Consider the following 12,473-nt stretch of genomic DNA (forward strand, 5'->3'; position numbering starts at 1 on the left):
TAATTTAAATGCCTAGAATTCTCTCTATAGATTACGGACAAAAACGCACTGGAATTGCCGTTACCGACGAAATGCAGATTATAGCTTCGGGTTTGACTACGATTCCAACCAGTACAGTAATTGATTTTTTAAAAGATTATTTCTCCAAAGAAAAAGTCGAAGCCGTATTAATTGGTGAGCCGAAACAAATGAACGGACAGCCATCAGAAAGTGCTCCTATAATAAAAGGTTTTGTAACCCATTTTTCTAATATTTTTCCCGATATGAAAGTCGTTCGTGTTGATGAAAGGTTTACTTCAAAAATGGCTTTTCAAACAATGATTGATAGTGGATTAAGCAAAAAGCAACGCCAGAACAAAGGATTGATTGATGAAATTTCGGCTACAATAATGCTTCAGGATTACCTGTCTTCTAAACGATTCTAAAAGCAAACTTCTATTTCATAAATTTTCACAATTTTCTAACTATTATCTTCTAAAAATTAGTTTTTTTTTGCAATTATAAAAAGTACCTTTGCATTTTAAATAAAATACCCTGTTATGCCCGACCAAACGATACGTTCAAGTAGTGAAGTAGTACTTATTGGAGCTGGAATTATGAGTGCCACTCTAGGAGTAATTTTAAAAGAATTGCAGCCTGATATTAAAATTGAAATCTACGAAAGATTAGATGTTGCTGCTGCAGAAAGCTCTGATGCCTGGAATAATGCAGGTACAGGACACTCTGCTTTTTGCGAATTAAATTATACTCCTGAAAAACCGGATGGAAGCATTGATCCAAAAAAAGCGATTAGTATTGCTGAATCTTTTGAGGTTTCCCGTCAGTTTTGGTCTTATCTGGTACAGCAAAATAAAGTTCCTTCACCTGAGAATTTTATCAAAAGTGTTCCTCACATGAGTTTTGTTTGGGGAGACAAAAACGTAAAATATCTTAAAACCCGTTTTGAAGCTTTACAAAAAAATCCAATTTTTTCTCAAATGACTTTCAGTACAGAGTTTGAGCAACTAAAAAAATGGATGCCTCTTGTAATGGAAGGCAGGGAAGCTGATGAAAAATTAGCAGCAACATATATGGAAATTGGTACCGATGTAAATTTTGGTGCTTTAACAAGAAGTATGTTTGATTATTTAGGAAAGCTAGATGGTGTTTCATTATATTTTAATCACGAGGTTAAAAAATTAAAACAGCGTGAAGATAAATCTTGGAGAATCAAAATAACCGATTTAGATACTGGAAATACTCGAAAATCTTATACTAAATTTGTATTTATTGGTGCTGGTGGTGGTTCTTTGCCATTATTAGAAAAAGCGAATGTTCCAGAAGGAAACGGTTACGGAGGTTTCCCGGTAAGTGGACAATGGTTAAAATGCACCAACCCAGATGTAATTGCTAAACATCAGGCAAAAGTATATGGTAAAGCAAGTGTTGGAGCTCCGCCTATGTCGGTTCCGCATATTGATACCCGTGTAATCGATGGTGAGAAAGCATTACTTTTTGGTCCTTTTGCAGGTTTTTCTACTCGTTTCTTAAAAAATGGTTCTTACTTAGATTTGCCATTATCTATTAAAGCTAATAATTTAATCCCAATGTTGTCAGCGGGATATCATAATATTCCATTAACCAAATATCTGATTGAGCAGGTTCGCCAATCGCCTAAAGACAGAATGAAAGCTTTGCGCGAATATTTGCCAACTGCTCGTTCTAAGGATTGGGTGCTAGAAAAAGCAGGACAACGTGTTCAGGTGATTAAAAAAGATGAAAAAGAAGGTGGGGTTTTAGAATTTGGAACCGAAGTAATCAATACACACGACGGAACTCTTGCGGTTTTATTAGGAGCTTCTCCGGGAGCCTCTACAGCAGTTTCGATTATGGTAGATTTAGTGAGCAGATGTTTTACTAATCAGGCTAAAACACCGGAATGGGAAGCGAAATTCAAGAACATGATTCCTTCTTATGGTCAAAAGTTAAATGAAAATCCAGAACTCTTAACAGAAGTGAGAAAACAAACTTCTGAAGTTTTAAAGTTGAAAAACAACTAAAATTCAAATACTTACTTTATATAAAAACGACAAATCCAGATACTTTAATCTGGATTTGTTGCTTTTAGGTCTTTTGTGATTTTCAAAATCTTTTCAGATAAGTTGCTCATCCAGATCAATTGCTCGATTACCATTTGGGCTTCCTGCATTTTTGCCTGACGGGTTTCTTTGTCTAATTCGTCATCGGTTGCTAAACGGGTAAAATTTTTGCGTTTCATTTCTTCAAATTGCAAAGTCACATCTTCTTTATCAAAAAAACTATCGGTTAAAATGGTTTCATTTTTTAAAATTGAAATGGAATGTTCTAAATTTAGCAGAATAGTTTTGATGATGTAATTAAAAGATTCTGATGCTGATGTGGTCTGATGCGATTGAATATAGGTCGATAATGAAGCCAATGCTGATAATAAAGAATGATTGAGGACAACCAGTTTATTAACAAAAGGCAACTGTTTTTGCTTCGATTTGGGCTCCTGCATCATGCGTTGAAAAGAGGTCATCAAATTTCCAATTTCTACAAAAGCATGTTTTCTGGCTAATCGGTACGAAGTAGGGACTTCACCTTTTTTGTTATAAAAATCAGCAATTTCTTTAAGATAATTTCTATTGGCACGGATGGAATTTTCGATATGAATTGGGGTGTTAATAAACTCCCAGGCTGGCCATAAAAATTGATTGGCCAAGAATGCCAAAATGGCTCCAGCCAGCGAATCTAATATTCGAAACTGAATAACCTCGACAATATTGGGTACCAAAATTCCATAAATAAAAACCACATACATCGTGACAAAAGTCGCACTGATTTTGTAATTGATTTGGGTAAAAGAAATTCCTAAAAGCATACAAATAATCGACAATATACTTAAAGCAACATGATTTTGAATCACAGAAACTATTCCGAAAGCCAGTAATCCTCCTAAAACAGTTCCGAAAATCCTATTATACGAGCGTTCCTTGGTCAAACCATATCCAGGTCGCATAATAACGACTATGGTCAGCAAGATCCAATAAACATTTTGGAAAGGCAAAAACTGTCCGATTATAAAACCAATTATAATAGTAATAGTCAAACGTAAAGAATGCCTGAAAATAGAGGATGAAAAGCTTAAATTTTCGACCAGAGTATTCAGTGGATAATATTGTGGTGTCAGGAATTTTTCCAGCTCTTTGTCTTTGTCTTTTAATTTGTAAGACTGCATGGCCAGTGAAAAAGCACGCTGAATTATTTTGATTTTCCCAACCTGATTTTTAGCATATTTAAGCATATTAGTCAGCATCAAAACGCCTTCGGCAGCTTCGTCTTTGCCTAATCTTTTTTCGTAATCAAAAATTGCAAATTCCAGTGCATCCAATTCGTTTTTTAAATCGTGTCGATCCACATATTTGGCAATGTGATGTACATTTTTTGAAAGCTTTTTTAAAGTCGAAGCCAGTTTGTAGGCTACATTTTGATACGTTCTGAGGACATCGGGATGTTTGTCAAATTTTTCATGAAGCTTACTATGATCAAACGAAGTATATAAAGCCAGTTCCTGAATCTCAACCAAAGTGATAAAAACTAACAGCATTTTTCTGTTCTGACTCGTTGTTCCGGAAGTATTTTGGTTGCCAATTAATACTTTTCTTAAATCCTCGTGAATCAGATTTAATTCTACCTGAACATTCAGTTGTTTTTCGATAATGGCTTTTCTATTGGCCTCAGGGCTCCATAAATCACCTCTTAATTTCAGGTATTTTGCCGTTAGTTTTATTCCTTCCGCAATTTGCAATTCAACATATTTATAGGGTTGAATGAAGTGAAAAAGGAGCGAAACAATCAAATATAAAATACCACCTGCAAAAATATATCCCGAATATTCAAAAGCTTCCCAGCCTTCATGCAAATGCCCAAAAGATAAGGAAATTGATATTAAAGCTGAAAAGGAAACCAAAGTGGCACGCTGTCCGTAAACCGAAATCATCGAGCATATAAAAAGCAAAAAAGCTAAAAAAGGATAAAATATAATGGGATATGGATAAGCAAAGTTTACTAATAAATTGACTCCGGAAACAATAAATGAAGCCACAATCAGTCCTTTTATTTTATGAACTAAAGTACTCGGAATATCGCTTGGATAGGTATAAAAAGCCCCTAAAGCAATCGTAAAACCAATTTCAAAATGCCCTAGAAAGTGAAAAACCAAAACAGGAATAACAGAGGCAATCGTTACTTTTGCTGCATTTATAAACGAGGTGCTATTGGTAAATTTTGAGACGCGATCAAACATATAAAGAGGTTTGTAAACAAAGGTAAGAATTGTACGAATTAATTTGGCATAATTATAGTGTTCATTTTAACAGGCATGGAAAAAATGCGATTTTATGTCTTGTTTACAATTATTCATTGACTAATTTTTACTATTTTTGCCAGCTGAATTAAGGTGATTAAATTCAGGATTTACAAGTATATATACATAAAACAATACAAATGATTTTACCAATTGTAGGATATGGTGATCCAGTTTTAAGAAAAGTGGGTGAGGCAATTACGCCGGATTATCCAAACTTAAAAGAAACAATAGCAAACATGTACGAGACCATGTACAATGCTTTCGGGGTAGGCTTGGCCGCACCGCAGGTTGGTATGGCATTACGTTTGTTTGTAATTGATACCACTCCTTTTAGTGATGACGAGGATTTACCAACAAAAGAACAAAAGGATTTAAAAGGATTCAAAAAAACTTTTATCAATGCTAAAATCATCAAAGAAGAAGGCGAAGAATGGAGTTTTAACGAAGGATGTTTAAGTATTCCTGATGTTCGCGAAGATGTTTATAGAAAACCAACTGTAACTATCGAATATTGCGAAGAAGATTTTGTGATGAAAACCGAAGTTTTTGATGGTTTGATTGCAAGGGTTATTCAGCATGAATACGACCACATCGAGGGTATTTTATTTACAGATAAAATATCGTCATTAAAAAAGCGTTTGATTCAGAAGAAATTAAAAAATATTACCGAAGGCAAAACATTTCAGGAATACAGAATGAAGTTTGCTGCGGCTAAAAAAGGTAGATAATGGTTCTGATTTAAAGAACTAAAAGATATAAAAAAACAAATTCTTAATACAAATTTTAATAAACATGAATTTAGACAAAATTTTAGCCATTTCTGGGAAGCCAGGTTTATATGTATTGAAAGTGCAAACTCGTACAGGTTTTGTGGCAGAATCATTAAGTGATGGAAAAAAAATCACAGTAAACTTAAAAAGTAATGTAAGTTTATTATCTGAAATTTCGATTTATACGTACGAAGGCGAAAAACCTTTAACAGAAGTGATGAATCGTATTGCAACAAAAGAAAACAAAGGGCAAGCGATTTCTCATAAAGAAGAGAACGCAACTTTAGCGGCTTATTTCAAAGAAATTTTACCTGAATATGACGAAGAAAGAGTATATCCTTCTGATATTAAAAAAGTATTAAACTGGTACAACACTTTGCAGGCAAAAGGTTTAGTGACTGATGAAGCTCCTGCAGCAACTTCAACTTCTGAAGAAATTGTAGCGGAAGAACCAGTAAAAAAAGCGCCTGCTAAAAAAGCAAAAGCTAAAAAAGAAGAATAGTAGTTTTCTACCTTCAAATATATAAGTCCTGTTAAGATGTTTTCTTGACAGGATTTTTTACTTTTACAGCATTGGTACAACCCCAAAAAAAACTTCAAAAATGAGCAAAGAACTTCAACTTAAAGCTTTCGAAAGATTACTAATTATTATGGATGAGCTTCGTGAGCAATGTCCTTGGGATAAAAAGCAAACTTTGCAAACCCTGAGACATCTTACCATTGAAGAAACCTACGAACTGGGCGATGCGATTCTGGATAATGATTTGAATGAAGTAAAAAAAGAGTTGGGCGACTTGTTACTACATATTGTTTTTTATGCCAAAATTGGCAGCGAAACCCATGATTTTGATATGGCTGATGTCTGCAACGAAATTTGCGATAAACTCATTCACCGTCATCCTCATATTTATAGTGACACTGTCGTGAAAGATGAAGAGGAAGTAAAACAAAATTGGGAAAAACTAAAGCTTAAAGAAGGAAAAAAATCTGTTTTGGAAGGTGTGCCAAGAAGTTTACCCGCTTTGGTAAAAGCAAGCCGAATTCAGGACAAAGTAAAAGGGGTTGGTTTTGATTGGGAAGAGCCTCACCAGGTTTGGGATAAGGTTCAGGAAGAACTTGAAGAATTACAAGTGGAGGTGAAATCAGGTGATCAGGATAAAATCGAAGCTGAATTTGGCGATGTTTTGTTCTCGATGATCAATTATGCACGATTTCTAAACGTAAATCCTGAAGATGCTCTGGAACGTACCAATAAAAAATTTATCAAGCGTTTTCAATACTTAGAAAGCAAAGCCGGGGAGTTAGGAAAACCCTTGGCTGATATGACTTTAGCTGAAATGGATGTGTTTTGGAACGAAGCTAAAAAACTATAATTGTTCCGCTATTTTTTTTAAAGCTTTTAGGTCTTGAAGCACGATTTTTTTGCCCACTAATTCAATTAAATTCAATTTATTAAAATCAGATAATAAACGAATGCAGCTTTCTGTTGCAGTGCCAATCATTCCGGCCAATTCTTCTCTCGAAAGCTGTATTTTCAAGGTTTTGTCTGGATTTTCTCCAAAGGAATTATGCAAATACAATAAAGTTTCGGCCAAACGCTGTTTTACGGTTTTCTGAACTAAGGCAATTTTATCGTTTTCAGACTCCTTCAAATCTTCACAAATGGATTGCATCAGATTCATCGAAAATTGATTGTTGTTATTAAAGAAATGGATGATTTCAGATTTCGGAATAAAACAAACTTCCATATCAGCAACCGCTTTTGCGCTTAAGTTGGCTGGCTCATTGCTAATCATGGATCGCTGCCCTAAAAGTTCTCCGGATTTTACCAGTTTTATAATTTGATCTTTTCCGTTGGCGCTTAGTTTAGAGAGTTTTCCAACACCATCTTTTACACAAAAAACACCATTGGTAACTTCACCTTCCTCAAAAATAGCTTCGCCTTTTTTTATATGATGGGTGGTTTTACTATTAGCCAGTTTTACAACTTCTTCTTTGTTCAGTGCTTTGAGTGAAGACAGTTGTCTTACAATACATTGGTCGCATTTGTTCATGGCTATTTGTTTGGTGTAAAATTAACCATTATTAAAATTGATTCAGGTATCGTTTCACAAAAATTAATAGAAAACTTTTTTAATAGTTCTGTAAACGGCTTTATTTTAGTAAATTAGAATTATAATTCGCCTATATGATAAATATCATATTTAAAATCTGTAACATTTTAGAATATTTGTTAAGAAGAAAAAACTAAATTATGAGCGTGCAAAGTTGCTTTCATTGCGGATTAACGATTATTAAAAACGAAGAAATCTATTTTGATGAAAAAATATTTTGTTGCAACGGATGCAAAACAGTTTACGAAATTTTTAGCCTTCATGACTTAACCTGTTATTATGATTTCGAAAAATCTCCAGGAGCCAGTCCGCAAGACATTCAGGGCAAATATGATTTTCTGGACAACGAAGCTATTTTATCAAAAATACTTGAGTTTCAGGAAGGAAATACCGCCATTGTATCGCTAAATATTCCGCATATTCATTGTAGTTCCTGTATTTGGATTCTGGAAAACCTAAATAAAATTCAGTCTGGAATTAGTACTTCGCAAGTAAATTTTCCGGAAAAAAAGTTTAGGATTACCTTTAATTCTGAAACGGTTTCGCTCAAAGAAATTGTTTATACTTTGAGTTCTATTGGGTACGAACCTTATATAAGTTTAGAAAATTATGAAACCGGAAAAAACAATGTCGATAGAAGTTTAACTTATAAATTAGGTGTTGCTTTTTTCTGCTTTGGGAATATTATGTTACTTTCTTTTCCGGAATATTTCGAAATCAAAGAATTTTGGCTCGATAATTACAAACCTTTTTTCAGAGCCCTGATTTTTGTTTTGGCTTTGCCAAGTCTATTATATTCGGCAAGTGATTATTATGTTTCGGCCTATAAAAGTTTGAAATCCAGGATGTTGAATATCGATATTCCAATTGCATTGGGAATTATCGTAATGTTTGTGAGAAGTACTTTTGATGTCATAATGAACTACGGTTCTGGCTTCTTTGATAGTCTGACAGGATTGATTTTCTTTATGCTTCTTGGAAAAATGTTTCAGATAAAAACCTATAGTTTTTTAAGTTTCGAAAGAGATTTTAAATCCTATTTCCCGATTGCGGTTACGAGAATCAATTTGGATACATCCGAAGAAAATGTGCCGATTTATGATGTTATCAAAGGAAACAGATTGCTGATTCGAAACCAGGAATTGATTCCCGTTGACGGAATTTTGATGAGCGACAAAGCTGAGATTGATTATAGTTTTGTGACTGGAGAAGCCGTTCCAACCACGAAAAAATCCGGTGATAAAATATTTGCGGGAGGAAAACAAATTGGTAAAGTGATCGAGATGGAAGTCTTGCATTCGGTGTCGCAAAGTTACCTGACGCAGTTGTGGAGTAATGAAATCTTTCAGAAAAAAGTATTTCAAAAGCATAAAACCATTACTGATGCAATAAGCCGTTATTTTACACCTATTCTGTTGTTGATAGCTCTTGCAGGTTTTGGATATTGGATTTTTTTTGATGCCAATACCGCTTTTAATGTTTTTACCGCCGTATTGATTGTGGCTTGCCCTTGTGCATTGGCGTTGACGGCTCCTTTTACTTTTGGAAACATTTTGAGAATTATGGGCAAACAAAAAATGTATCTTAAAAACGCTTTGGTTATCGAGCAATTAGCAAAAGTTGATACCATTGTTTTTGATAAAACCGGAACAATTACAACCAACATAAAATCAAATATTTTATATGAAGGAATGGCACTTTCTGATGAAAATATAGTTCTGATAAAAAATGTGCTTCGTGCTTCAAATCATCCATTAAGCCGAATGTTGTATGATTTTTTGCCAGAAACCCAAAAAATAAAAACGGCGAAATTTGAGGAAATAACAGGAAAAGGAATTCAGGCTTTTATCGAAAATAAAAACATTCAAATTGGTTCCGGAGTGTTTGTTGAAGCACCCGTTTTAGAGGTTTCTCAAATAGAAAAAACGACGCTTCATATCAAAATTGAAAATAATTATTACGGTAGATTCATCTTTGAAAATCAGTATCGTGATGGACTCGAAAAGTTGTTTTTCGCTCTAAGCAAAAAGTATCAAATAAAAGTACTTTCGGGTGATAATGATGGGGAGAGAACCAATTTAGAAACTATTTTGCCTAAAAACACCGAACTGATTTTCAATCAAAAGCCAGAACAAAAACTAGAGTTCATCAAAAAGCTCCAGGAAAGTGGCAAAAACGTGATGATGGTAGGTGATGGACTCAACGATGCCGGAGCTTTGGCACAAAGTAATGTAGGAATTTCGGTTTCAGAAAATGTCAATGTTTTTTCGCCTGCCTGTGATGCGATTTTAGATGCTTCAGAATTTTCCAGATTAGATTATTTTTTAAAACTTTCGCACAAATCCATTTTAATAATCAAGATGAGTTTTGTCTTGTCTCTTCTTTATAATATTGTTGGACTTTCGTTTGCTATAACAGGAAATTTATTACCCTTAGTGGCAGCAATCATTATGCCGCTGAGTACAGTTACAATTGTTAGTTTTGTAACTGTTATGTCTAACTACTTCGCATTCAGAAATTTAAAATCATTATAAATAATTTTTAAGTTATTTTTTACTAAATTTAACTTACCCCATTGACTATGATAATTATCATATTTTAAAAGCCTTTACCCTAGTAATTTTGTTAATATAAATTTAAGGTATGAGTGTCATTTATCTATTAATATCAGTCAGTATTTTCGTTGCGATCTGTTTCTTTATCGCTTTTATTGTAGCTGTCAAATCTGGACAATACGATGATGATTATACACCTTCTGTCAGAATGCTTTTTGACGACGAAACCAAAATTACCTCCCAAAATAAAAATCAATCAACCGAAGAAAAACAAGTTTAATTATGGAAATGGAACAGTTTTATTACGACAACAAAATTGTAAAAAAATTCATTTATGCTACCATCCTTTTTGGAGTAGTCGGAATGTTAGTCGGACTTACATTAGCAATAATGTATCTTTTTCCCAACATAACCGACGGGATTTCGTGGCTTAGCTATGGTAGATTAAGGCCTCTTCATACCAATGCCGTTATTTTTGCCTTTGTAGGAAATGCTTTTTTTGCCGGAATGTATTATTCGCTTCAGCGATTGTTAAAAGCCAGAATGTTTAGTGATTTTTTAAGTAATCTTCATTTCTGGGGATGGCAGCTTATTATTGTGGCTGCGGCGATCACGCTGCCTTTAGGTTATACTTCATCAAAAGAATACGCAGAGCTCGAATGGCCTATAGATATTGCCATTGCGGTAATTTGGGTCGTGATGGGAATCAATATGATTGGTACGATGCTCCGTCGTAGAGAGCGACATTTATACGTGGCAATTTGGTTTTATTTGGCGACATTTGTTACCATTGCGGTATTGCATATCTTCAATAATATCGAAATTCCGGTATCTGGCTGGAAAAGTTATTCGGTTTACGCAGGGGTTCAGGACGCACTTGTGCAATGGTGGTACGGACATAACGCCGTGGCATTTTTCCTGACAACGCCGTTTTTAGGATTGATGTATTATTTTGTTCCAAAAGTAGCCAATCGACCGGTATATTCGTATCGATTATCCATTATACATTTTTGGTCACTTATTTTTATTTACATCTGGGCAGGACCTCACCACTTATTGTATTCGGCTTTGCCTAATTGGGCACAAAACTTAGGGGTCGCTTTTTCAGTAATGTTGATTGCACCTTCGTGGGGAGGAATGATAAACGGATTATTGACGCTTCGTGGTGCTTGGGATAAAGTTCGTGAAGAACCTGTTTTGAAGTTTTTTGTGGTAGCCATTACAGGTTACGGAATGGCCACTTTCGAAGGCCCGATGCTTTCACTAAAAAATGTAAACGCTATAGCACATTATACAGACTGGATCGTAGCCCACGTACACGTAGGAGCTTTGGCCTGGAATGGCTTTATGTCTTTCGGAATCATTTATTGGTTAATTCCCAGAATGACAAAAAGCACCTTGTACTCTAAAAAACTGGCTAATTTTCATTTTTGGATAGGCACTTTAGGAATCATTTTATACGCTTTACCCATGTATGTGGCTGGCTTTTTGCAAGCTTCGATGTGGAAACAATTTAATCCTGACGGAACTTTAACCTATGGTAATTTTCTTGAAACCGTGACGCAAATCATGCCAATGTATTGGATGAGAGCCATTGGTGGAACTTTATATTTAGTAGGAATGATAATATTGGTTTATAATATTATTATGACGGTAAAAGCAGGAGATACCATCGAAGATGAATTAGCACAAGCTCCAGCATTGCAAAGAATTAGCAGTAGTAGAATCAGCGGAGAAAAATTTCACACCTGGTTAGAAAGAAAACCAATTCAGTTAACGATTTTGGCTACGATTGCTATTTTAATTGGCGGCGTCATTCAGATTGTTCCAACACTGATGGTGAAATCGAATATTCCAACCATTTCTAGCGTAAAACCTTATACGCCTTTAGAACTTGAAGGACGCGATTTGTATATCAGAGAGGGTTGTGTGGGCTGTCATTCGCAATCTGTGCGACCTTTCAGGAGCGAAGTCGAGCGTTATGGACCTCAGGCAAAAGCCGGAGAATTTGTTTATGACCATCCGTTTCTTTGGGGCTCAAAACGTACAGGACCCGATTTGTTAAGAGTAGGAGGGAAATACAATGATAACTGGCATTTTAATCATTTCTGGAATCCGCAAAGTATATCAGCCGGCTCCATCATGCCGGGTTATAAATGGTTATTCGATAATAAACCCATGGATATTTCATTAACTCAAAAGAAAATGCAGGCCATGGTTTCGCTTGGAGTTCCTTATTCTCCAGCCGAAGTTGCAAATGCAGGAAAATTGCTTAGAGCTCAGGCAATCACAATTGAGAAAAATCTGGAAAACGATCCCGATTTTGTAAAAAGTTATGAGGATAGCAAGAAAAAAGCAGCCGCAAAAGGAGAAAAATTTGTTCCAATGAACGAAAGAGAAATTGTCGCGCTTATTGCTTATATGCAAAGACTTGGTACTGATATTAAGGTAAAAGACATCTCTAAATAATAAAGTTATGTTCGAACAAATAAAACACAACATGGAGAATATAGCGGGTATAGAAATCTACCCAATTCTCTCGCTTTTGATATTCTTTTTCTTTTTTGTAGGCCTTGGTTTTTGGGTGTACAGTTACAAAAAAGATAAAATTGATGAGATGAGTCAGATACCTTTAGATGATAGTTTAATTTTAAAAGATAACTAA

At 34.9% G+C, this 12,473-nt stretch carries 11 protein-coding genes; 9 read left to right on the plus strand and 2 right to left on the minus strand.

Annotated features, from left to right (window positions below):
• Window positions 1-8: 8 nt before the first annotated feature.
• Together ruvX and GON26_RS10505 are read left to right on the plus strand one after the other, a co-directional pair.
• Complete coding sequence (gene ruvX / locus GON26_RS10500; protein ID WP_160374769.1) at window positions 9-425, plus strand: Holliday junction resolvase RuvX; 417 nt, start codon at window positions 9-11, stop codon at window positions 423-425.
• Between the two features lie 114 nt (window positions 426-539).
• On the plus strand, window positions 540-2,039 hold the full coding sequence (locus GON26_RS10505; protein WP_160374770.1) for a malate:quinone oxidoreductase: 1,500 nt from the start codon (window positions 540-542) through the stop codon (window positions 2,037-2,039).
• Window positions 2,040-2,083: 44 nt separating this feature from the next.
• On the opposite strand, the gene GON26_RS10510 is transcribed toward GON26_RS10505, so the two are convergent.
• Window positions 2,084-4,306 (minus strand): FUSC family protein, encoded by a 2,223-nt coding sequence (locus tag GON26_RS10510; protein ID WP_160374771.1) that lies wholly within the window; start codon window positions 4,304-4,306, stop codon window positions 2,084-2,086.
• A gap of 200 nt (window positions 4,307-4,506) precedes the next feature.
• On the opposite strand from GON26_RS10510, the gene def reads away from it, so the two are divergent.
• The 3 genes from def (at window position 4,507) to mazG (ending at window position 6,512) form a co-directional block, all read left to right on the plus strand.
• Window positions 4,507-5,097, plus strand: coding sequence for a peptide deformylase (gene def, locus GON26_RS10515; protein ID WP_160374772.1), 591 nt, complete (start codon window positions 4,507-4,509; stop codon window positions 5,095-5,097).
• Window positions 5,098-5,161: 64 nt separating this feature from the next.
• Window positions 5,162-5,641, plus strand: a complete 480-nt coding sequence (locus GON26_RS10520; protein WP_160374773.1) for a DUF5606 family protein — start codon at window positions 5,162-5,164, stop codon at window positions 5,639-5,641.
• A gap of 100 nt (window positions 5,642-5,741) precedes the next feature.
• Window positions 5,742-6,512: a nucleoside triphosphate pyrophosphohydrolase gene (gene mazG / locus GON26_RS10525; protein ID WP_160374774.1), complete on the plus strand. Its 771-nt coding sequence runs from the start codon at window positions 5,742-5,744 to the stop codon at window positions 6,510-6,512.
• On the opposite strand, the gene GON26_RS10530 is transcribed toward mazG, so the two are convergent.
• The gene (locus GON26_RS10530) at window positions 6,507-7,193 is read right to left on the minus strand and encodes a Crp/Fnr family transcriptional regulator (protein WP_160374775.1); all 687 of its coding nucleotides are present in this window, start codon (window positions 7,191-7,193) and stop codon (window positions 6,507-6,509) included. The genes mazG and GON26_RS10530 overlap by 6 nt on opposite strands.
• Window positions 7,194-7,393: 200 nt before the next feature.
• Between GON26_RS10530 and GON26_RS10535 the strand changes: the two genes are divergently transcribed.
• The 4 genes from GON26_RS10535 to GON26_RS10550 all read left to right on the plus strand — a co-directional run bounded on the left by GON26_RS10535 (window position 7,394) and on the right by GON26_RS10550 (window position 12,473).
• Window positions 7,394-9,787, plus strand: coding sequence for a heavy metal translocating P-type ATPase (locus tag GON26_RS10535; protein WP_160374776.1), 2,394 nt, complete (start codon window positions 7,394-7,396; stop codon window positions 9,785-9,787).
• Between the two features lie 109 nt (window positions 9,788-9,896).
• A complete protein-coding gene (gene ccoS, locus GON26_RS10540; RefSeq protein WP_160374777.1) occupies window positions 9,897-10,088 on the plus strand; it encodes a cbb3-type cytochrome oxidase assembly protein CcoS in 192 nt (63 codons plus the stop codon).
• A gap of 2 nt (window positions 10,089-10,090) precedes the next feature.
• Window positions 10,091-12,277 (plus strand): cytochrome-c oxidase, cbb3-type subunit I, encoded by a 2,187-nt coding sequence (gene ccoN / locus GON26_RS10545; RefSeq protein ID WP_160374778.1) that lies wholly within the window; start codon window positions 10,091-10,093, stop codon window positions 12,275-12,277.
• A gap of 7 nt (window positions 12,278-12,284) precedes the next feature.
• Window positions 12,285-12,473 carry a CcoQ/FixQ family Cbb3-type cytochrome c oxidase assembly chaperone gene (locus GON26_RS10550; RefSeq protein ID WP_160374779.1) on the plus strand — a complete coding sequence of 63 codons (189 nt, stop codon included), beginning with the start codon at window positions 12,285-12,287 and terminating at the stop codon, window positions 12,471-12,473.

This window comes from Flavobacterium hydrocarbonoxydans (assembly GCF_009789235.1).
In the GTDB taxonomy this organism is placed as follows: Bacteria; Bacteroidota; Bacteroidia; order Flavobacteriales; family Flavobacteriaceae; genus Flavobacterium; species Flavobacterium hydrocarbonoxydans.

Excerpts from the sequence above, each read along its gene's own strand:
- ruvX (WP_160374769.1), top strand. The coding sequence starts at position 9 with ATGCCTAGAATTCTCTCTATAGATTACGGACAAAAACGCACTGGAATT.
- GON26_RS10505 (WP_160374770.1), top strand. The coding sequence starts at position 540 with ATGCCCGACCAAACGATACGTTCAAGTAGTGAAGTAGTACTTATTGGA.
- GON26_RS10510 (WP_160374771.1), bottom strand. The coding sequence starts at position 4,306 with ATGTTTGATCGCGTCTCAAAATTTACCAATAGCACCTCGTTTATAAAT.
- def (WP_160374772.1), top strand. The coding sequence starts at position 4,507 with ATGATTTTACCAATTGTAGGATATGGTGATCCAGTTTTAAGAAAAGTG.
- GON26_RS10520 (WP_160374773.1), top strand. The coding sequence starts at position 5,162 with ATGAATTTAGACAAAATTTTAGCCATTTCTGGGAAGCCAGGTTTATAT.
- mazG (WP_160374774.1), top strand. The coding sequence starts at position 5,742 with ATGAGCAAAGAACTTCAACTTAAAGCTTTCGAAAGATTACTAATTATT.
- GON26_RS10530 (WP_160374775.1), bottom strand. The coding sequence starts at position 7,193 with ATGAACAAATGCGACCAATGTATTGTAAGACAACTGTCTTCACTCAAA.
- GON26_RS10535 (WP_160374776.1), top strand. The coding sequence starts at position 7,394 with ATGAGCGTGCAAAGTTGCTTTCATTGCGGATTAACGATTATTAAAAAC.
- ccoS (WP_160374777.1), top strand. The coding sequence starts at position 9,897 with ATGAGTGTCATTTATCTATTAATATCAGTCAGTATTTTCGTTGCGATC.
- ccoN (WP_160374778.1), top strand. The coding sequence starts at position 10,091 with ATGGAAATGGAACAGTTTTATTACGACAACAAAATTGTAAAAAAATTC.
- GON26_RS10550 (WP_160374779.1), top strand. The coding sequence starts at position 12,285 with ATGTTCGAACAAATAAAACACAACATGGAGAATATAGCGGGTATAGAA.